The 22,992-nt window shown below is 55.3% G+C and carries 12 protein-coding genes; 2 read left to right on the plus strand and 10 right to left on the minus strand.

Translation table 11 applies throughout. The features are described 5' to 3' along the window. Positions 1-18: 18 nt before the first annotated feature. The 9 genes from casA to KSY55_RS08435 all read right to left on the minus strand — a co-directional run bounded on the left by casA (position 19) and on the right by KSY55_RS08435 (position 19,531). Positions 19-1,671, minus strand: coding sequence for a type I-E CRISPR-associated protein Cse1/CasA (casA, locus tag KSY55_RS08395; protein WP_117659269.1), 1,653 nt, complete (start codon positions 1,669-1,671; stop codon positions 19-21). A gap of 217 nt (positions 1,672-1,888) precedes the next feature. Continuing rightward, positions 1,889-5,026 carry a CRISPR-associated helicase Cas3' gene (cas3, locus tag KSY55_RS08400; RefSeq protein WP_117659271.1) on the minus strand — a complete coding sequence of 1,046 codons (3,138 nt, stop codon included), beginning with the start codon at positions 5,024-5,026 and terminating at the stop codon, positions 1,889-1,891. A gap of 569 nt (positions 5,027-5,595) precedes the next feature. Further along, positions 5,596-8,907: an isoleucine--tRNA ligase gene (gene ileS, locus KSY55_RS08405; RefSeq protein ID WP_217749703.1), complete on the minus strand. Its 3,312-nt coding sequence runs from the start codon at positions 8,905-8,907 to the stop codon at positions 5,596-5,598. A gap of 425 nt (positions 8,908-9,332) precedes the next feature. Next, complete coding sequence (locus KSY55_RS08410; protein WP_217752275.1) at positions 9,333-10,781, minus strand: glycoside-pentoside-hexuronide (GPH):cation symporter; 1,449 nt, start codon at positions 10,779-10,781, stop codon at positions 9,333-9,335. Between the two features lie 318 nt (positions 10,782-11,099). Next, positions 11,100-12,110: a LacI family DNA-binding transcriptional regulator gene (locus KSY55_RS08415; protein WP_065441211.1), complete on the minus strand. Its 1,011-nt coding sequence runs from the start codon at positions 12,108-12,110 to the stop codon at positions 11,100-11,102. Between the two features lie 376 nt (positions 12,111-12,486). Continuing rightward, the gene (locus KSY55_RS08420; protein ID WP_217749701.1) at positions 12,487-14,544 is read right to left on the minus strand and encodes an ABC transporter ATP-binding protein; all 2,058 of its coding nucleotides are present in this window, start codon (positions 14,542-14,544) and stop codon (positions 12,487-12,489) included. A gap of 13 nt (positions 14,545-14,557) precedes the next feature. Further along, positions 14,558-16,369: an ABC transporter ATP-binding protein gene (locus KSY55_RS08425; protein ID WP_217749700.1), complete on the minus strand. Its 1,812-nt coding sequence runs from the start codon at positions 16,367-16,369 to the stop codon at positions 14,558-14,560. Between the two features lie 40 nt (positions 16,370-16,409). Then, the gene (locus tag KSY55_RS08430; RefSeq protein WP_065435233.1) at positions 16,410-17,132 is read right to left on the minus strand and encodes a MarR family winged helix-turn-helix transcriptional regulator; all 723 of its coding nucleotides are present in this window, start codon (positions 17,130-17,132) and stop codon (positions 16,410-16,412) included. A 152-nt stretch (positions 17,133-17,284) separates the two neighbouring features. Then, entirely contained in the window at positions 17,285-19,531 is a 2,247-nt protein-coding gene (locus KSY55_RS08435; protein WP_217749699.1) for an exo-alpha-(1->6)-L-arabinopyranosidase, read from the minus strand. A 256-nt stretch (positions 19,532-19,787) separates the two neighbouring features. On the opposite strand from KSY55_RS08435, the gene KSY55_RS08440 reads away from it, so the two are divergent. Together KSY55_RS08440 and KSY55_RS08445 are read left to right on the plus strand one after the other, a co-directional pair. Next, positions 19,788-20,366 carry a TetR/AcrR family transcriptional regulator gene (locus tag KSY55_RS08440; RefSeq protein WP_117664675.1) on the plus strand — a complete coding sequence of 193 codons (579 nt, stop codon included), beginning with the start codon at positions 19,788-19,790 and terminating at the stop codon, positions 20,364-20,366. A 55-nt stretch (positions 20,367-20,421) separates the two neighbouring features. Then, the gene (locus KSY55_RS08445; protein ID WP_217749698.1) at positions 20,422-21,606 is read left to right on the plus strand and encodes a glycerate kinase; all 1,185 of its coding nucleotides are present in this window, start codon (positions 20,422-20,424) and stop codon (positions 21,604-21,606) included. Here the strand turns inward: KSY55_RS08445 and KSY55_RS08450 are convergent. After that, the gene (locus KSY55_RS08450) at positions 21,581-22,897 is read right to left on the minus strand and encodes an MFS transporter (RefSeq protein WP_117645294.1); all 1,317 of its coding nucleotides are present in this window, start codon (positions 22,895-22,897) and stop codon (positions 21,581-21,583) included. The genes KSY55_RS08445 and KSY55_RS08450 overlap by 26 nt on opposite strands. Positions 22,898-22,992 lie beyond the last annotated feature (95 nt).

Genomic DNA, 22,992 nt, shown 5'->3' on the forward strand with positions numbered 1-22,992 from the left:
TCAAGTGCGGTCAAAACCCTAGTCTGAGATACGACCAAGTTCCTTGTTCAGCGATCCGCGGAACAACAATTGTGCAAGAGGGGCGCTCATTACGCCGAACCTTCCGGATTCGTGTTCTTCGAAAACCGGCACTGGCGACTGACTCAGGTAATCCCGTCCCATCATCAGCAACATCCGATGGACTTCATCCAACCACGCATTGGAGTACGCCACGGGATTTTGAGACTCATCGAAGTTTGCCAATCTGTCACGGAAAAGCATGTCAAGATCCGCATATGCACTTTCACGAATCTGGTCAGCTATCTCTTGGGTTTTCCCACTATGTTCGCCTGCCGCCGACCGCAGATTTCGGACAAACGTAGTCAAAACCGTCACGGCCTTGTCCGTGCGCTTAACCACATCCACCACTGCAGCAATACCTGCATAATCATGTCGGAACATCATCATGCTTAGAGACAGATTGTCATCGATACCGGTTTCAAAAAAACTGCTTTGCGTACCGTAGGTCATGCCCTGAGCATGAATCGTCACCATATTCAGCACATGCTCTTCCGAGCCAAGCACCTCAGTACGAATTTCTTCCAGCCATCTGATGATTCCAGGACGGAAATCGCCATCATCCCCCACACACAGGATAGGTTCCAAGCCGCGCCACAACGCTTTGCTTGCATCATGGGTAACGGGCATATGCGGAGGAGTGGGAAGCCCCAGCTTCTTCTGCTGCGGAATGCTCCTCCTCCATGCAGTCATCTTTTCAAAACCATCGGTGTTGTATAGGGTTACGGCATCCCCATAACAGTTCACGACACCGATAACCCTTGTGCGCTCTTCATTCGGTACCAATCGAATACGACGCGACTGCCAAGTCATTGCCTGAACAGGACCGGCAAAGCTGCTTTGATCATCCATGTCCGCAGAAGGAACCTCGTCCTTCTCCCATACCGGAATATCGTTCACATTGCCAAACAAACGATAATATTCCAAGTCATAGCGGTCGTCATACAGGACCCAATTGAGCATCAACGTCTCGAAGAGGTTCGCCCCCTCCGCATACACACCGCCGATACCGCCAAGCCAACCGGTACCCAGGAAGCCCTTGAGAGGGTATATCTTCCCCTTATTAATATGGGTGTTTCCCTTCACCGGAGTCTTAATGCCCGCCGTGTCAAACGACTGCAAAAACACCAGCCACCGTGCAGCCTCCGGCAGAGAAAGCGTGTCCGTAGTCCCCAAACCACGCATCGCAAACAGATATTTTTCGGGCTTAGGCATGTCCGCAATCATTTCGGAAACGGGATCATATTCTTTCTGCCCAACATATTCCAGTTCAGGAACCTGGAAGAAAGGCCTGTCCCCGAACAGGAAGAATCTATCTTTCCATTCGTTGAAATAGCCATCCAAGATATCCATATCGAAGTGCCCCGCGAGGAACACATCCGCCCACATATCCCGCATCTGTTCCTCGCTGGGATCTTCAACGCAATATGCGCGATACAGGATGCCAAGTGCTAACCGAAGCATAGTCATCGCCTGCTGAGGAATATCGCCTCGTATTCCCTTAATCTTCTGAGCATCCTCAAAAAGCTGCCGGAGCGACACTTCATCAGGATGCCCATCTACATAGGAAACCGGAATCCACCTATCATCGAGCAATGAGAAGTTTCCGTCCATTCCCCCGTCTCCTTTACATATCAGCCTTGATCGAAGGTTCTTTTTAGAGCATATACTCAGAATCTACAAATGTCAACATAAAAGATTTTGTTTTTGTATTTTCCAAAGATGCAACGAGAAAGCACAAAATAGGCAATCCCGTTGATCCAACCCCGCAGATGCGGGGAACACTACGAATCCCAAGTCTTTTATGGGATCATCCCCAAATGAGGACATTTCAATTATCCTCTTTCTTCGCATATGTCAATCCACCACCACGCGAATACGAAATCGTATACCCGCACAACTCATCTGAGGACAAGTGCTTTTCCACATCCTCATGAAGGAACAAAGCAAGCTTTCCCGCAAGCCAAGGCGATTCCTGCCAATACACAGCCTCAGTCTCGCAGCCTTTCTCCAGAGCAGCAATCAACGTATCAATTCGCCCGTGCGCACACAACGCCACAGGCAATCTCACGGAGCATTGTGCTGCAACCTTAGCCACATCATCACAAGGAACTGTATCGACAGGAATAACTGCTCCTCGTTCTATGCCGTTACGCTTATCACCGATCCAAGGCAGCAAACACGCCTCACCATCACGCTTGCAGAGCAATATCACTTCCACAGTATCCTGCGTATCTCTTACGGCACGTTGTCCCTTGTCATCATCAGCCTCATCGATCTGAGGAGAAAACCAGTCCACCAGCGAGCGTTTCCGATTCATGACAGCTACCGATTGAATGAGATAGCTGTGAGCATCTGCTCTCTTCTTCTCCTGCTTGTTCACTCGCTCCTCGCAGCCTTTGTCATATTGCATATTCCACGCCGTAGGCACGAGACTCCGAGCGTCATCGCCGTATGCATTCCTTACGGTACGAGCTATGTCCTTCGGCAAACATTGCGTGCAGAAAGCGGAAGAACCAGTCAATTCTAGAACCGCAAGCGATTCCATCAGAGAAGCCACGTCATATACCGCATCCACCCCCTTAGCGAACTCGGGACCATTGTCATTCCAGAATGCAATGCCTCGGATATAGCACGCCGCTCCCCGCAAGAGACTTGGACGGTCGAACTCGTTGTCACCACGCCTGTGACGATGTACCCTTCCAAGACGCTGCATAATTAAATCAACCGGCGCGATATCCGTCACCAGCGCGTCGAAATCAATATCCAACGACTGTTCCAGCACTTGTGTCCCAACTACGATCATGCGCTGAGGACGCCCGCCATTCCCCACAGTGCTATCCGGCCCTAGCAGCTGACGCAGTTCGGCTTCATTGGACATACGGTCAATATCCATGAACCGCGAATGCGTCAGCTTCACATACTCACTACCGAAATAATCACCTAGCAGTTTCGCCGCATGTTGCGCCCTACCGACCGTATCGCAAATCACTCCCACACAACCGCCATTTTCAAGCAGACGATCAAGTAAGCTAATCAGCGCTTCATCGCTGTCATCAACGATCTGGCAACGCACGTTCATTGATCTGCCAGAGGGTTTCACATCCATGTGTTTGATTTCAGTATCAGAAGTATATGTCAACACCGGATACGCAGACGAGACATTGCGGGCAGATGAATTTTCCTTTTCTTGAACCAATTTAGGTGCGTTGACGCATACCTTCTCAGTCTTCGCCGCAAGCTGCCTTCTTTTGAGTTCCCGAATTCCTCCATGCTTTGCTTCCGACGGAAGCTCAAGCTTGCTGTTCTTCCATCCTTTCAAGTATGCCTCCGCCATTTCCTCACGCTGGCTCTCCGGCAATGTTGCAGATAACAAAATGACCGGAGTTCGGGTACTACCAAGCCATTCCAGTGCCATCTTGAGATACTCGCGCATATATGCATCGTAAGCATGGCATTCATCTACGATGACAACCTTGTTTGCCATCGCAAGTTGACGCAGCACCACATGCTTCATTTGCAGAGCGCCCATCAACACTTGATCGACTGTGCACACAAGAAAATTAGCGAGCGCTCCTTTCTTGCGCCCCCATAGCCAATCGGAGATAACGGTTTCAGGAGGAATCTCACCATGTTTCCTTGAGTAAGGTTCATCGGTATCATCCTGACTGAGCGAAGAGAAATGTCGACGTGAAGCTGCGATAATGCCTTGGAAATCGTCATTAAGTTTCGCTTTGCCGTGTGCCAACCAAACCGTTTTCTCATCCGTAGAATCACGGGACGGCAAAGCATCCAGCCACCGATGCACTCGTGAGAACATGGCATCCGTGGTAGCCATCGTCGGCAACGCTACGCATATGCCGCCCCTGCCTGTACGCTGCGCTAGGATTTCTGCAGCGGCGAGGGCGGCCTCAGTCTTCCCTTCGCCCATGGGCGCTTCGATTATCAGCAATCCTGGAGTATCCGTATTACGAGCAACACGAACGGCTTGTTCTTGAACAGGACGCGGATGCGCCCCTTCGGGCAGTCTGAATCTAGTCGAGAAAAGATCTTGGCAGGATGACGGTATATCTGCCGGCTCCCACGCATGAGGCAATTGCACACACGCCCATGCGCGTTCTGCTCTTCTTTTCAGCCCTGACCATGACTGAATATCATCGTATTCTCGCTCCGTCATGCCGAATGACTCCTCATCTTCCCACAGAGGATGCACTCGCACTAGGGGGAACATATCAGCATCACTGTCACTGGCAATCCAATCGGCCATAATGACCAAGCCTGTTGCAAGAACAGCGGACTGAGCGCTGAATCTCTTCTTAGAGAGCAATTCCCACTCTTCATCCCCCATGCCAACGGTTCCGGCAATGAATTCTATAAGCTCATTCTGAGTTGTCTTCCATACTTCTGAGTCCAGACCGGATTCCGTTTTCCCCAATCTCGCGCTTTCAAGCTTGCTTTTATCCGGCGGAGTTCCGTGATGGCCTCCCACAACGCAAGCGTATTGCCTCGACTCTCTTCCACCCCATTTATGAACCAGCGAAAAATACCTTTCGAGAATGACCTGCCCGGCAATAGGATGAGTGGGATGACTGGTGTCCCTAAGTCCCGCAATCATAGGAAGCCCTGCTTGCTCCGGCTTCCAGACAAGGCTTTCCGCATCGGGACCGAATGAAATGGGTTTCGCCTGAAACACAGGCGTCGCCTTGCCGATGTCATGCACACCGGCAAGGAAAATCATTAGTTTTCTTGCTAAATCGTCATCATTACCAAGGTCACGGGATATTATTGATTTCGTTCCATAAGGAACCCAAGTGTCCCAAATTCTCGCTGCCATCGCAGCCGAATCCGCCATGTGGACATATAGGGGCAACCATTCAGTATCATCCACTCGATTTGTTTTGCCCCAAAGCGATTTTGCACGGTCAGATAGTTCTATTTCTCCATCACACATAACATCCTCGTTTTCCACAGCACGACTCCGCAAAACAATCGTGCGCGCTTATCATGACATGCAATATACCGCATGCTAGCAGATCAACCCCTACGGATTGCTGTGTATATCCACAAATCACAAAAAGAAACACGCGTATGCATATTGCGGTGAGGAAAACAAGCGAAAAACGGGAACCACGCGAGCGCGATTCCCGGTGTGCGACTGCTTCTCAAATGTGTGCTTGACTCACATGGATGGTACTGAGAACCATTCGCGAAACGATCTGATCCCGCTTGTACGGCTGCGCATACGATGCGATCACTCGCGTAACCGCATGTCGACGCAAGACACGTACTTGCGGAATGCAAATCAAGTCTGTAAGGCTCGAAAGCCACGTAGTTACTGTAGTCTCATGTTTGAACATCTCATGGTTGATTGTTCAGCACTACTAAAACAGGTCCCGAACTCTTTTGGATTCGAGACCTGCTACGGTTGGCGACCGTTCGCCCGTCTAGTAGTAGCTGGATGTCATCCAGATACGGCTTAGACGACGGGCCGTTCATCAACCTGAATCAACGATCAGTCATCAGCAGCCGTCAGCCCACTCAGGCTTTGGCAACCTCAACGTTCAGCTCATCGCCGGCCGTCACTTCGAAAGAGGTGGCGAGGGTTTCGGAGGAGACGAGCTCCTTGAACTGTTCAACCTTGGACACGTCTTCGGCGGGCACAACGAGCTTCAGTGCGATGCGGTCGGAGATCTGCAGACCGGCGGCCTTACGGGCGTCCTGCACGGCGCGGATCACGTCGCGGGCGTAGCCTTCGGCGATCAGATCATCGTTCAGCTCGGTGTCGAGGATCACGAAGCCACCGGTCGGCAGCGCGGCGGAAACGGAGTTGGCGGCCTCTTCGGCGTTCTTCTCCTCCACGCTGTTGATCAGCTCGTATTCGCCTTCCTCAAGCACGATCTCGCCGTTCGGCGTCTCGCATACCGGAGCACCGTTGGCGTTCACATGCCATGCGCCGGACTTGGAGGCCTTGATGGCGAACTGTACGTCCTTGCGCAGGCGCTTGCCTGCCACGCGAGCGTTCACGCGCAGCTCGTTGATGATCTTCAAGCCTTGGGCTTCGGCATCCTCAAGCGTGCACAGTTCAACGTTCTTCACGTTCAGTTCGGATTTCAGAATCTCGTCGTATGCGGCCACGGCATCAGTGTTTTCCACCACCACGGTCAGCTTATGCAGTGGCTGGCGCACGCGGATCTGCTTCGTCTTACGCATCGACAGGGTGCCGGACACGACCTCGCGCACCTTCTCCATCGCGTCAACCAGAGCCGGATCGTCAACGAGCACACGGCCCAGTTCGGTCGCTTCGCCGGTCTGTTCGTCGGCAAGGAACGGCCAGTCGGCCAGATGCACGGATTCGCCACCGGTCAGACCACGCCACACGGCTTCCGCTTCCATCGGAGCGAGCGGTGCGATCACGCGCATGAATGCTTCAAGCACGGTGTACAGCGTGTTGAACGCGTTCGCATCCTCATTCCAGAAACGGTCACGATTGTTGCGGATATACCAGTTGGTGAGCATGTCGATGAAATCAGACACTGCTTCGCAAGCGTCGGAGATCAGGAAGTCATCCAGCGAGCTTTGCGTCTTTTCGATCAGACGGCGGGTACGTGCCAGCAGGTAGCGGTCCATTTCCGGCAGTGCGGCGACCTCATCGGCACGCAACGCACGAGCATCGAAACCGGCACCATTATTGGCGGCGTTCGCATACAGGGTGAAGAAGTAGTACGAACTCCACACTGGCAGCATGACCTGACGCACGGTGTCGCGAATGCCATCGGCGGTCACGATTAGGTTACCGCCGCGCAGGATCGGCGAGCTCATGAGGAACCAACGCATGGCGTCGGAGCCGAAATCGTTGAACACACCGTTCACATCCGGGTAGTTGCGCAAGTGCTTCGACATCTTCTGACCATCGGAACCGAGCACGATGCCATGGCAGATCACGTTCTTGAACGCCGGCTTGTCGAACAGTGCGGTCGCCATGATGTGCAGCACGTAGAACCAGCCACGGGTCTGGCCGATGTATTCCACGATGTAATCGCACGGGAAATGCTGTTCGAACGTTTCCTTGTTCTCAAACGGGTAATGGTACTGGGCGAAGCTCATGGAACCGGATTCGAACCAGCAGTCCATCACGTCGGTGATGCGGTGCATGTGGCTCTTGCCGGTCGGATCGTCCGGGTTGACGCGGGTCAGCTCGTCGATGTACGGGCGGTGCATGTTGACATTGCCCTCATGGTCACGCGGATAATCGCCAAAATCAGCCTTCAGCTCGTCCAACGAACCGTACACGTCAACGCGTGGATACTTCGGATCATCGGAAACCCACACCGGAATCGGCGAACCCCAGAAACGGTTGCGGGAGATCGACCAGTCACGGGCGTTGGCCAGCCACTTGCCGAACTGGCCGTCCTTCACATTGCCCGGAATCCAGTTGATTTCCTGGTTCAGTTCGAGCAGACGATCCTTGATCTTGGTGACGGACACGAACCACGAGCTCACCGGCTTGTAGATGAGCGGCGTGGCGCAACGCCAGCAGTGCGGGTAAGAGTGTACGTAACTCTTCTCCTGGAAGAGAATCGCGCGCTGCTCTTCCGGAATACGCTCCAGCGGGCCGTCGCCGGCACGCAGGTTACGCAGGATCGGCTTGTTCGCATCGAACACGTACATGCCCTCGTAGTCCGGGCACAGCGCGGTGAACTTGCAGCCCGCGTCGAGCACGTCAACGCTCTTGATGCCCTTGGCGTTGAGCGTGTTCATATCGTCTTCACCGTACGGAGCCTGATGCACGAGGCCGGTACCTTCAACGGTATCGACATAGTCGGCGGTGAAGATCTGATAGCCTTCCGGACCCGGAACCTTGCCCTCGACGGCGTTCTCGTCGCCTGCGAAGTACGGGAACACCGGGTAGTAGCGCCAGCCTTCCATCTCGGCACCCTTGAGTTCGCGCACGATCTCATAGTTGTCGCCAAGTTCCTTGGCGTAGGAGCCGAGCAGTGGCTTGCCCAGGTAGAACTTCTTGCCCGCGAACTTGCCTTCGGTCGGACGTACTTCCACATAGTCGATGTCTGCGCCGACCACGATGGCGAAGTTGGTGGGAACGGTCCACGGCGTGGTGGTCCAGAACACCGCGTAGGCGTCTTCCTCGTCGCGCAGCTTCACGGCCACGGACACGGTGGTGTCCTGACGATCCTGATACACGTCGGCGTCCATGCGCAGCTCGTGCGCGGAAAGCGGCGTCTGATCCTTCGGACAGTACGGCAGCACGCGGTAGCCCTGATATGCGAGGCCCTTGTCGTACAGCTGCTTGAACGCCCACATCACGGATTCCATGTATGGGATGTTCAGCGTCTTGTAGCCATGCTCGAAATCGACCCAACGTGCCTGACGGTGCACGTAGTCCTTCCACTCGTTGGTGTACTTGAGCACGGAGGCGCGGCAGGCGTCGTTGAACTTGTCGATGCCCATTTCCTTGACCTGATCGACCGAGTCGATGCCCAGTTCCTTCTGGGCTTCAAGCTCGGCCGGCAGACCGTGCGTATCCCAGCCGAACACACGATTGACCTTGTGGCCCTTCATGGTCTGGTAGCGCGGAATCACATCCTTGGCGTAGCCGGTCAGCAGGTGGCCGTAGTGCGGCAGGCCGTTGGCGAACGGCGGTCCGTCGAAGAAGACGAATTCGTTCTGGCTGTGATCGCCGGAAGGACGGCGTTCAATGGACTTCTGGAAAGTGTCGTCCTTCTCCCAATAATCAAGGACGGATTCTTCCAGCTTCGGGAAACTGGGGTTCGGCGCTACATTGGCGCTCTGCTCACCCGCAGCTGCCTTCGGATACACGTTGTTTTCGCTCACCGTATCTCCTCGTAGGTTCTTGCTATCTATCTCCTACGAGGACGATGGCCGTAACGTCTGCTGGACGCCGCCACCGCGGTACCACCTCGTTTGCCGCACTTTCAAATATACGTGCGACCGCTTGTATGTTCGGCTATTCGGGCCTTCCCGCCGGGTCTAATAAGTCGCTCACGCGACCGTTCTTCCGGAAGCTCCCCGCTGATAACGGATCATCGCTCGCATTTCGGTTGTCACTATAGCATGCAGCGCGAACTATTTTCGCTTGTTTTGCATGATTATGGACGATTTCACAATAGGTTTCATGACGATTCACAATAGCTCTTATGTAGGATTACATACAACAGAAATGCCGATACTGACAGCCCATCAGTATCGGCATTGTAATCGTATTTTCAATATGTATTTTTAGAACATACTATGTTCGATCATTCGGAGATTTCACCGGAAGCAAGCTTGGCTTCGAGCTCTTCGACAATCTCGTCGTGCATCTTCTCGGTGATCTTCACCTTGAAGAGGAACACGAGCAGGCTCAGCACGATGATGCCCAGCGGCACGTAGAATGCGCAGACCTTGAACATGCCGATGTTCGCGGCGGTCATATCCGCGGCGGTTGCGTCACCGATCATGCCTGCGGCTACGGCGATGAAGCCGACGATACCGTTGGAGCATGCGCCTGCGATCTTGTCGAGCATCGGGCGGACGGACAGGGTGACGGCCTCGTTACGCTTGCCGTTCTTGAGCTGACCATATTCGATGGAGTCGGTCAGCGACAGGATGGCGGTCATCTGAATGAAAGTCTGCGGCAGGTAGAAGAAGACCAGACCGACGATGACCATTGCCAGATTGCTGGAGCCGACGGCGAACAGCAGGTAGCCGACGATCATGAGCACCATGCCACCCAAGTACAGGTAGCGGCGCGGAATGCGCTTGTTCAGGATCGGGTACAGCGGAGCCATAACCAAGCCGGTGATGACCGGGATGACGCCCACGATGGAGTATGCGGCGGTGTTGTCGAGGATGTACTTGAACAGGTACATGAGCACGCCGGTGGTGGCCACGTTGGCGATGGCGTACAGCAGGTAGCTCAAGGCAACCCACAGCAGCTGATCGTTCTGGGCCAGAGCCTTGAAGGCCTGCAGCGGGCCGCCGTTGTCTTCGGCCTTGGCACGCAGCGTGGTGGTGCTTTCCTTGGTGCCGAACGCCACGGAGCACACGGTGAGGATGCCGAGGATGGCCACGATGATGGCGAAGCAGGTCCAGCCGGACTGGCTTTCGACGTACTTGCCGGTGAACACCCAGCTGAAGTAGGTAACGATCGGGATGACCACGATGGTCAGACCGTTGTAGCCGATGGAGCCGCCGAAGGAGCCGAGTGCGGTGTAGGTGGAGCGCTCGTGGGAGTCGGAGCTCAATGCCGGGATCATACCCCAGTAGGAAATGTCACGCAGCGAGTAGAACACGTCGAGCACAATGAAGGTGATGATGAACAGCACGATGAACAGGGTAGTATTCACGTTCACCAGACCGAACAGACCAGTGTAGACGAGCACCAGCAGGATGGCGGAAACGGTACCACCGATGAGCTGCCACGGCTTGAAGCGACCCCACTTGGTGTTGGTGTTGTCGATGATGTTGCCCAGCAGCGGGTCGATGAAGATTTCTGCGATACGAATCACCACGACCAGGCCGGTGATGATGCCAATCAGCTTGGTGGCGACGCTCTTATCGACGCCATAGAACAGCGAGCTCGTCACGTAGACGATGAAATAGGTGCTCAGTGCGTTGTAGAACGCGGACTGGCCGACGTTACCGAACGAGTACGCCACGCGAGACAAGAGGTTCCCGCCTTTGGAACCGTTGTTGCCATTTCCCATCTTTGCTTCTCCTTAGAAGTCAGATACAGGTCCTTCCTTGACCTAACTATCAGTATATCCCCTTACCTAAAGTTAGTAAAATTTATCACTGAACATATCGCCTATCGGCGTGTCATATTTTGTGAGCTTCTGTTCGAAAGATAGCCAAAAACGTTATTTTTTCGCCATTTACACAACAAAATAGGCAAACTGTCGCATTATCTTGTGGCAGCTTTTACCAAAATCGATATTTACGATATGCAAAAGCTTCCACGTCGAAACGAAACCAAGCCAATCTGGAAATAGCCCGATTACTATACAGAAGTAAAGAAATAACCGCTATTTTGCCGGCACAAAACTATCGCGCACCACCAGCGACGTCGACAGGTACGCATGCTGACGAATCGTGCGTTTGCCGGAAATGGCATCACCCAACATCAGCGTCGCCACACGCGCAAGCTCGTTCTGATCGATGGAGAATGTGCTCAACGGCGGCGAGGTCAACTGCGAAATCGTTTGATTGTTAATGCTGATCACGCTGATATCGCGCGGCACCAGCACGCCAACCGCATTGAACGCCTGCAGCACGCCAACCGCAATCACATCGGCAGCTACGATCACGGCATCAGGCAGCACGCCATTATGGTCGCGCACGAATTGCTCCCCCAACGCACGGCCGTTGCTCACGGTGAACAAGCCGTCGGAATACACCAATCCGTCGGATTGAATACCGAAACGCCTTGCCTCACGACGGAAATATGTGGCGCGATTCTCCTCATCGACCTCATAAAAGTTCATCAGGCAGCCCTTGCCTCCGATGAATCCAACGCGCTTCATGCCCTTGGCAGCACAGGCCGCGACCGCATCATGCATGGTCTGCTGCAAATCAGGCTGCACGGAATCGAACAGATTCGGCGCCGGATTCACGTCAATGAACACGCCATACGGCATGGCCCTATGCAGCCGCTCCAAGTCTTCCTCGCTGATCTGGTCGGCGCCGATCGCCATGAACCCGTCGAATTTGGAACTGCGAGCGATCATATCGTCGAGATTGTGGAACACCGTCATTTCCATGCGTTGCTGTTCCGCATTGCGTTCGAGCGCTGAACGCAAATCGGTGAAATAGGAGTCCCGCAACGCCTCGTCGGACTTTTCATTGTCAAGCAATGCAACCTCATGAGGGATGACGATGCGCTTGGTCTGCACGCTATAGCCGAGGTCCTCGCTCGCCTGAATGATCTTGCGACGAGTCTCTTCACGCACCGATAGGGTGGGATCACCGTTCAGAAGTCGAGACACCGTAGCCTGAGAAAACCCGGTACGTTGCGCAATCTCTTTAATCGTCGCCATGTCTCGCTCTCCAATTTAGTAAATCGTTTACCCATGAAAGGATAACCTATTATTGACATAACGACAAACCAAGCGAGATTTATGCAACGATTACGCAAGCCAATTATAATCGCTGCTCATGCAGCAGTCTCATGAACGTATGACGGAACCGCCTTCACGGAAGGCGGGCTGGCCGCAGCCGAATACCATGCATGGCAAAGACAATAAGAAATCCCTTGCTTCAAAATCGCAATTTCAAAGCAAGGGATTTTCCAGAGGATCCGTGCCGTTCAAAGCCACCGGCCATAAGGGCGGTATCAGCCGACAGGGATCGAAGCGCGGCTAGTGTAGAACGCTAGCGTGTGCTCGCATCGCTCCAATTCAGGAGACTATTAGATTATTCGAGTTCTACGGCACCTGTGTAGAGCTGATAGTACTCGCCCTTCTGCGCGATGAGCTCGTCATGCGAGCCGCGTTCGATGATGCGGCCATGGTCGAGCACCATGATCACGTCGGAGTTGCGCACCGTGGAGAGGCGGTGGGCGATCACGAACACGGTACGACCCTTCATGAGGTTGTCCATGCCGGCCTGCACCACCTCTTCGGTACGGGTGTCGATGGACGAGGTGGCCTCGTCGAGGATCATGGCCGGCGGATCGGCCACGGCAGCACGTGCGATGGAAATCAACTGGCGCTGGCCCTGGGACAGGCCGGAGCCGTCGCCTTCGAGCACGGTCTGGTAGCCGTTGGGCAGCATGCGGATGAAGCCGTCGGCGTTCGTGAGCTTCGCGGCGGCGATGCATTCCTCATCGGTGGCGTCGAGGCGACCGTAGCGGATGTTGTCCATCACCGTACCGGTGAACAGGTTCACGTCCTGCAGCACCACACCCAGCGAACGACGCAGATCCGGCTTGCGGATGCCCTTGACGGAAATGCCGTCATACAGGATCATGCCGTCCTGAATGTCGTAGAAACGGTTGATCAGATTGGTGACGGTGGTTTTGCCAGCACCGGTTGCGCCCACCAATGCGATCTTCTGTCCGGGCTTGGCGAACCAGGTGATGTCGTGCAGCACCGGTTTGTCGGGGTTATAGCCGAAGTTCACGTCAGTGAAGCGCACATCGCCCTGCAGGAGGGTGAGGCGACCGTCCGGTGAGGTAATGGCGGTTTCACGGGCTTTCATGGCCACTTCGGCGGCACGCGGGCTCAAGGATTGCGCGGCCTTGAGCGAACGGGTGCCGTCATCGCCTTCCTCGCGCTTCCACGCCCAGTGACCGGTTTCATGGTCAACTTCGGTCATGGTGCGTCCATCTTCGCCGAGTTCCACGTTCACCAAGGTCACGGAACCGCCGTCGTCCTCCGGCTGCTCGTCCATAAGCGCGAAGATGCGGGATGCGCCTGCAAGCGCCATCATCACCATGTTGAACTGCATGGACACCTGGCCAAGCGGGTTCACAAAGGAACGAGACAACGTCAACAGCGAGATCAGCGTACCCAGGGTGAGCGGGCCAGCACCGGACAATCCGAAGTTGCCAAGTCCGGAAATCGCTGCGGATCCGCCGAAAATAGCCAGCAGAATGTACAGCAGGTAACCCATGTTGCCTACGATTGGCATGGTCACGTTGCCCCACGTGTTCGCTTCGGCGGAAGCTTCGAACAGTTCTTCGTTCTTCTTGTCGAAGGTGGTTTGGGTGGCGTCTTCATGGTTGAAGACCTTGATGACCTTCTGGCCGTTGACCGCTTCCTCCACGAATGCGTTCACGTCGCCGATGGCGATCTGCTGCTTGACGAAGTAACGTCCGGAGCGGGAAACGACCTTGCGTACCACCACAAACAGGATCATGGTGAATGCGAGCACGAAAATGGTGACGGGCACCGACAGCCACAGCATCGACACGAGCGCGGCGATTGCGGACACCGCGGACGAGAACATTTGCGGGAACGATTGGCTGATGGCCTGGCGCAACGTGTCGGTGTCGTTGGTGTAGCGGCTCATGATATCGCCGTGTTCGTTGGTGTCGAAGTAGCGGATCGGCAGGGTCTGCTGGTGGGCGAACATGTCGTCGCGGATCTTCTTCAACGTGCCCTGCTCCACGGTGACGATGACCCACTGCCACAGCCAACTGCAGAAAATGCCGGCCGCATACAGGCACGCCATGAGCGTCAACGCGCGCAGCAGCGGCATCCAATCAGGATCGGAGGCGCCGACCATGGGCAGAATGTACGTGTCGACCAGCGACTGCAGGAACAGCGACGATCCGGCCTGGGCCGCGGCACCGACGAGAATGCACACCACCACGAGCGCCACACGCCACTTGTATTGGAAGACGTAGCCGAAGATACGCTTGGTGGTGCCGGGTGCGGCTTTCTGCACCAGCGGTTTGCCATGCGATTGCTGCATGCCGGCCGCGTTGTTGTTGTCCTTGGATTTCAATGCGGAAGTTTGTTCAGTCATTTTTGCCCTCCTTTCACCGCAGTTCCTCAGGCTGGGCCTGATTCTTGGTTTGCGATTCATAGATGGAGCGATATTCGTCGCAGGTTTCCAGCAGTTCGTCATGCGTGCCGGCCGCCATGATGCGGCCATGATCCATGACGAGAATCATGTCGGATTCCTGCACGGAGGCCACACGCTGGGCGATGATGATCTTCGTGGTGTCGGGAATCTCATGATGGAATGCGGCGCGAATCAGCTGATCGGTTTTGGTGTCGACCGCGGACGTGGAATCGTCGAGAATAAGGATCTTCGGCTTTTTCAGCAGCGCACGCGCAATGCACAAACGCTGGCGCTGACCGCCGGAAACGTTGGTACCGCCCTGTTCGATGTACGTATCGTACTTGTCGGGGAATTCCTGAATGAAGCCGTCGGCCTGCGCAAGCTGGCATGCGTGACGAATCTCTTCATCAGTGGCGTTCGGATTGCCCCAACGCAGGTTTTCGGCAATGGTTCCGGAGAACAGCACGTTCTTCTGCAATACCATGGCGACCTGATCGCGCAATACTTCCAAATCGTAATCGCGCACATCCACGCCGCCGACCTTCAGCGAGCCTTCGGTCACGTCATACAAACGTGGCACAAGCTGCACCAAACTGGACTTTGCGGAACCGGTGCCGCCGACGATGCCGACGGTCATACCGGAACGGATCTTCAAATCAATATCGTCAAGCACCGGCTTTTCGGAAGTGGCGGAATAACGGAAGGTGACATGGTTGAAATCAATCTCACCATTCTTCACTTCCATAACCGGATTTTCCGGATTCGTAACCGTGCTTTCCTCGTTCAGCACCTGGCAGATACGCTCGGCGGAAGCCTGCGAAATAATGCACATCACGAAAATCATGGACAGCATCATCATGGCCATGAGGATCTGCATGGCGTAAGTGACCAGTGCGGTCAGATCGCCGGTGGTCAAACCCAAGGCCGCATTGTTGCCGGACGCCACGATCTGCTGGGCACCCATCCAGGCGATAAGCAGCATGGACACGTACACGCACAGCATCATGAGCGGATTGTTGAAGCTCATAATGCGTTCGGCCTTGGTAAAGTCCTTGAAAATGCGCTCGGAAATGCGGTTGAACTTTTCGGTTTCGTGTTGTTCGCGATTGTAAGACTTGACCACGCGGATGCCCTGCAGGTTCTCGTCTACCACGTTGTTGAGCTTGTCGTACGTGTGGAACACGCGCTCGAACACCGGATGCACCAGTACTGCCAGACCGCACAAGCCGATGGCAAGCACCGGAATGCAGGCGAGAAACACCAAAGAGATGGATGGGCTGATGCGGAAGGAGAAGATCCACGCCACAATCACCATGATCGGAGCGCGCACACCCATGCGGATGATCATTGAATATGCGTTCTGCAGGTTGGTCACATCAGTGGTCAGTCGCGTGATGATCGAACCGGTGGAGAAACGGTCGATATTGGTGAAGCTGTAGCCCTGCACCTTCTCAAACTGGTCGTGACGCAGGTTTTTGGCGAATCCTGCGCCCGCAATGGCCGAGAACTTTCCGGCCAAAAAGCCGGATGTCAGCGAAACCGCCGAACAAATCAGCAGAATCAAGCCGAATTTCAAAATCGCCGGCATGCTGCCACCGCTGATGCCCTCATCAATCAGCGATGCCATGACAGTCGGAATAAGGATTTCCAGCACGCTTTCCACGGCTACGAATACCGGGGAGAGCAGGCTGGCTTTTTTGTATTCGCGCAGGGATTTGCCCAGTGTGCGAATGACGTGTTGCTTTGGTTTTGACGTTGTGGACGTCGTTGCGTTTGCCGCTGTCACTCCTTGTCCTTTCTTTTTCGTACTTACTTGCTTGCGTGTGTTACCTGAGGTTGTTTGCGATCGCCATTTCCTGCGACATTCGCAGTATGCGCGAAACGTATTCATCATGAGAATCGCGATTATGCGGATTCCGTCCATCGCATGATTCTTGCGATTCTTGCGAAACCTGCGGCTTTTGCGAAACCTGCGATTCGCCAAAATCCTGTTCCTGTATTTCCAAGCTTGAATATCGGCTTTCGTCTCCGATCAAACCTGTTTTCACCAGATTCGTCTGCATGACGTCAAGCATGTGCATGAATTGGCGGATCTGGTCGTCATCAAGACCTTCCAACAGGATTCGTTCCATGTTTTTCGCATTGTCGTGCAGCACTTCGGCAATATGCCTCGATTTGTCCGTCAATACGATCTTTTTCAGACGTGCGTCACGCTTCACCGACTCGCGGGCGATCAGCCCCTTCTGCTCCATCAGTCCCAACACTCGGCATGATGTGGATCGGGTCACGCCGAAACGTTGCTCGATGTCTTGAGGGAAGATCTCCTCGTTATCATGTCTTGCCAAGTACACGATGATGTCAACGTTGCCGTTGCTGACGTCTTCCGCCTCTTCGGGACGGGTGACGCGCAAATACCGGTTGACCACGTTGTGCAGCGAGCGAATGGCCACGCTGGGAGGCTTGGTCAGGCCACTTTCCCAGACTTCGGCAAGTCGTGAACCTGACGGTTCCTTGTATTGTTCATTCGTCACTTCTGTCACACCACACATGCTAAACCGTTGCATATACAACTGTTGCACATGCAACGATTAGCGTGTCGCACATCTCATCGTCCGCGACAAAAAGGCCGAGGAATCAGATCCGCACCGGTTCAGCGTTAACGGATCGAATCCCTCGGCCTTAAGCCTTGAATCCTACGAAACTACTTGGTGAGTTCAGCGTACTTCTCAAGCATGTATTCGAAGATCTGCTTGCCATCGGCGCCCATCAGCACCGACATGCTGTTGATCGGCATGGAATCGAGGAACAGGCGGGTCATGTCGTTGTCGGGCACCACCGGCATGCGGCCGGCTTCGCCCTCGGCACGCAGGATTTCAAGCACCTTGGAACCGAGCGGATCCTTACGCCATTCCATGAAGTTGGACCATTCGGTGAGCGGCTGGGCCTTGCCGTCGCCGTCGAGCTCCACCACCGCGGAACCGGCGATGTCACGGCTGGACGTGCCGACCTCGATGGTGTATTCGCCGCTCTCCACGTGCCAGTCATTGAACCTCTCAGACCAGTAGGCAAAGGCGCGATCGTCGAGCTCGAAGGAGACTTCTGCGGATTCGCCAGCCTTGAGGAATACCTTCTTGAAGCCCTTAAGCTCGTGTTTCGGGCGAACTACGTCGGCCTTGCCAGGAGCCACGTACACCTGCACGGTTTCGGCGGCGTCAACGTTCGAGGTGTTCTTGACCACTGCGCTGACGGATGCGGTACAGGCACCGGTCTTGACAGCCTTCACGTCGCTCACTTCGAACGTGGCGTAGCTCAGGCCGAATCCGAACGGGTAGTCGACGGCCTTGTTGTAGGTGTCGTAATAGCGGTAGCCCACGAACACGCCTTCGCCGTAGTCGACATGCCCCTCTTCGCCCGGCCAGTTGATGGTGCTCGGATCGTCGTTGATGTCGAACGGAATGGTCTGCGCGAGCTTGCCGGACGGGCTCACCTTGCCGAACAGCACGTCAGCGAGCGCCGGACCGCCGGACTGGCCGAGCAGCCAGGATTCGAGGATGCCCTTGGCGTTCTTGGCCCACGGTGCCACGGTGACGACGGAGCCGTTGGAGAGTACGACCACAACGTTCTTGTTTTCGGCTGCGACGGCTTCGAGCAGTGCGATCTGCTTGGCCGGCATGTCGAGGGTCTCACGGTCGAAGCCTTCGGATTCGGCTGCTTCGGGGAGCCCCAGGAACATGAGCACCACGTCGGCGCCCTTGGCAGCGTCGACGGCTTCGGCTTCGAGTGCCGGATCGGCCGGTTCGAGGTCGAGGGTGAAGCCTGGGGCGAACTTGGCATCCACGCCGCGTTCGGTGAGGGTGTCGAGGAAGCTGGTCATCTTGGTTGGGGTGATGTGCGAGGAGCCGCCGCCCTGGTAGCGCGGAGTGCGTGCGAATTCGCCGATGACGGTGACCTTGGCATCGTTTGCGACCGGCAGGATGGCGTCGTCGTTCTTGAGCAGCACCATGGATTCGATGGCGGCCCGGTGGGCGACTTCGTCGTGGGCTTCGATGTCGAAACGATAGCCTTCGATGCTCATGGCCGCGCGGGTCTTGTTGACCAGGTCGATCATGCCTTGTGCCATGCGGTCGAGCTGTGCCGGCTGGATGCGACCGTCGCGTGCCGCATACACGATTTGGTCGTCGGTGTAGCTTGGCGGCATTTCGAGGTTGAGGCCCGCGTTGAGGGAGGCCACGCGATCATGGTCGGCACCCCAGTCACTCATAACGATGCCTTCGAAACCCCATTCGTCGCGCAGCACGTCGGTGAGCAGCCAGTGATCCTGGGCGGCATGCACGCCGTTGATGCAGTTGTATGCGCACATGATGGTCCACGGCTGGGCCTCCTTGACGATGTGTTCGAATGCCGGGAAGTAGATTTCGCGCAGCGCACGCTGGGAGATGTTGGCGCTGATGCGCAGACGGTCGGTTTCCTGGTTGTTGGCGGCGAAGTGCTTGAGCGAGGTGCCCACGCCCTTGGACTGCACGCCTGCGACGATGCCGACTGCCTCATGGCCCGCCAGATACGGGTCTTCGGACCAGTATTCGAAGCAGCGGCCGCCAAGCGGGTTGCGCTTGATGTTCACGCCCGGGCCGAGGATTACGGCAACCTTCTCCTGAATGCACTCTTCGGCCATGGCTTCGCCGACCCGGTGGATGAGTTCCGGGTTCCACGAGCTGGACAGACCAGCGGCCGGCGGAAAGCAGGTGGCAGGCACGCAGTTGTTCAAATCGACTTCGCCGGTGGTGGCCGAGTTGGACTTGCGCAGGCCGTGGGGGCCATCGGTGATCATATAGCCGGGAATGCCCTTGGCTTCAACACCCTGCAGATGCCAAGCGTCGCCGCCGGAAGTCAGGGATGCCTTCTCCTCAAGCGTCAGATCATTGATGGAAGGATAGGTTTTTTCGCTCATACGTTCCTCTTTCGCATCGTTTTCTTGAGTTCGTATCGGTTAACCGATCTGCATGAGACCTCAACCCCGAAATCTCTACTAACCGGTTGGTAGGTACTTTATCAAAACCAACACCGCAACACGCCAATCTTCTTTGAAAAATCAATTAACCGACCGTAAAGTAACTGCAGTATTTACAACTTGAGAGAAATGACGATTCATAAGCATTGCAGCGCACATGAATCGCCATCAATGAAGGGCAAGAGAGGGAATCATCATGGCCAACGAAGAAGTCGACCGAAGGGCGGAGATTCTCAACGCGGCCGTCGAACTGTTTGGGACGCTCGGCTATTACGGCACTTCCCTGCAGAAAATCGCCGATCGCGTAGGACTCACCAAGGCTGGCGTACTGCATTATGTCGGCAGTAAGGAAGGACTGCTCACAGCCGCGCTGGACGAAGTCTACGATTCCGAAACGGAAGACATTCTTACCGACATGGTACGTGAGCCACGACCGTTGATCGCCGACATGTGGCGCAGAATCGTGGCGGTGAACGCACGCAGACCGCTTCAGGTGCACATGTTTTCCACGTTGAGTGCCGAAGCGATCGACCCGAACCACCCTGCACACGAGTACTTCGCCAATCGTGAGCTGCATAATGCCGATACCGCGCTCAATATCCGTTGGCGTGTGCCCGAAGGCGTTGATACGCGTCGGCTGCTTAATGCGGGATTCGCCATGATGGATGGCGTGCAGCTGCGTTGGCTACGCACGCCCGGCCAAGACCTGAACGCCATGTGGGCGGAATGCGAAGACACCCTGTTCCCCCTGCCCATGTGGGAGGGCTACCGCTAAGCCTCTGCCCCGGCACTGCATTACTGTATGGATGCAGACGTAGAAGGAGGCATGTATGCGGATTTTGCTGGCACCGGACTCGTTCAAGGAGGCCGCTTCGGCTGAAGCAATCGCACAGGCGATGGCTCGCGGCATTAAGCGTGGCAATCCGCAGGCGGAATGCTGGCTTTTGCCGCTTTCCGATGGCGGCGAAGGATTGACACAGGCCTTGGTTCATGCCACCGCCGGCACGTTGCACAGTGCTGAGACAGTTGACGCGATCGGCCGCCCGATTACCGCTCAGTTTGGCTTTCTTGGCAATAATCATGCTTCTTGTATTCTCCACACCGCCGTGGTCGAATTGGCTTCGGCAAGCGGACTTGAACGGGTCTCCCCTGCCGACCGCAATGCGTTGGTTGCTTCCACGTTCGGTACCGGCTTACTGATTCGCGCTGCGATTGACGCTGGCGCGGATTGTATTGTGCTCGGCTTGGGTGGTAGTGCCACTACGGATGGTGGCACGGGATTGGCTCGCGCGCTTGGATTTCATTTTCTTGATACGGCAGGTCATGATACTCCGCTTGGTGGCGGCGCTCTTGTTGATTTGGCAAGGATTGACGATTCAAGAGTTTCCGATTTCATCAAAAACGTTCCGATTGTTCTCGCTTGCGACGTCACCAATCCTTTGACCGGCCCGGAAGGTGCCGCCCATGTGTTCGCCCCGCAAAAAGGCGCGACCGCAACACAGGTCGAGCTTCTCGATCAGGGGCTTGCGAATCTCGCGCGCGCAATCATGCAATATAACGGCCGCGATATCGAGCACACTCCGGGAGCGGGCGCTGCGGGAGGTACCGGAGGTGGCATGCTTGGCCTGTTCAACGCAACAGTGAAGCCGGGAATCGAACTCGTGCTTAATCTTGCACATGGCCGTGAAGCGTGCGCTTGGGCTGACGTCGTCATCACCGGAGAAGGCTCTATCGACAGTCAAACGCCATACGGCAAAGTGCCAAGCGGCATTGCAAAATTGGCGCAATCGCAAGGAAAACCAACCATTGCCATCGGCGGAACGGTAACCCGTGACCCACACACCGTCGAAGCGCTGAACAAAGCCGGCATTATCGCAACATTCGGCATTGCGCCCGGGCCAGCAGATCTTACAACGTTGATCGCCAACACGGAACGCAATGTCGAAATCACCTGTGCCGCAATCGCCAGCACATTGCGCATCACCGCAGCTACTTCACCCTGCGAATCAGCATGATGAACACCGCACCCAGCAGCACCGCGACCACAGCGATCGGGAACAGCGCCGCATAACTGCCAGTGGCAAGCACAATCGCACCGACAACCACAGGCGCAAGCACCTGACCAACGGTGTTGGCAAGATTCAGAATGCCCAGATCCTTACCAGCTTCTTCCTGACTTGGCAACACATCGACGTTCAACGCCTGATCGACGGCAATGTAAATGCCATAACCGGCACCGCCGATGCCTGCAAACAGCATCATGCCCAAAGCATTCGGCATGAAACACGGAATGGCCACACCAATCGCGATAATCACCGAACCGATCGCCACGATGACCTTGCGGCGCTGCAGACGGTCCGACAGCGGACCCGACACCATGGACGTGACGATCAGCACAACCATGGAAATCACCGACATGGTGGAAATCGTCGCCGCGGAATCCTTTACGCTCAACCCGCAGTATTTCTGCAGAATATACAGCTGATAGCCGGAAATCATGTTCCAACCCAAGATAAGCAGCAATCTGCCCATCAATGCCAAGTAAAAATCTCGGCAATTCTTGGTAGGAGGAATGAACGAACGCAGCAACTGCTTGACGTCGAGCTTTGCGGTGGCATCCGAAGACTCGACGGAAGCCACAGAAGCAGCCGAGGAGCGTTCGCGCGGCCAGATCAGCACGGTCACGATACCGGTGACTGCGAACAGTGCCGCACCGATCGCAAATCCGGTGCCCATGTTTTCAATGAATTTCGATCCGAGGAACGTTCCGGCGGATGATCCGACGATCTGCGCACCACCATAGAATGCGGAGAACGTACCACGCACGTTTTCCGGAATGCGGTCGGACAGCACTGCCACAGCCGGAGCGATCATCATGTTGACGCCGACCTGCACAATGCACCATCCGGCCACAATACCCACCAACTGCGCACTGGAGAAGGCGAGCACATAGCCGGCTGCCGTAATCAGACCACCTGCCACAATCCATGGCGTGCGCTTGCCGAAACGCGAGCGCGTGATGTCGCTTAACGCACCAAAAATCACGTTGGAGAACAGTGCGAATACGCAGCCTACGGAATTCATGGTGCCGAGAATCACTTCGGGCACGCCTATGTTCAGTTCGGTGAATCGTTGCGGCAGCAGCACGGCCGATCCGGAAGTGCCTGCGACCATCCAAATCAGCGAGAAGAGCACGAAGCCGACGCCGAATCGCCATTTTTCGGTGGATGTCAGTTTGCGGCCGCTGTCAGGTGCGATATCACCCAATACTGCGGTGCTTGGCTCGCGTGATGCGTTTGCTGTCATGATTCCCCCTTTGGAAGCATGTTCTTTTTTGAAATATTGCAATGATTTGAAATATACGATGAAGAAAGCTTTTTTTCATTTTTGGTATGATCGCA

It is taken from the genome of Bifidobacterium sp. MSK.13.1 (assembly GCF_019131435.1).
GTDB lineage: Bacteria > Actinomycetota > Actinomycetes > Actinomycetales > Bifidobacteriaceae > Bifidobacterium > Bifidobacterium pseudocatenulatum.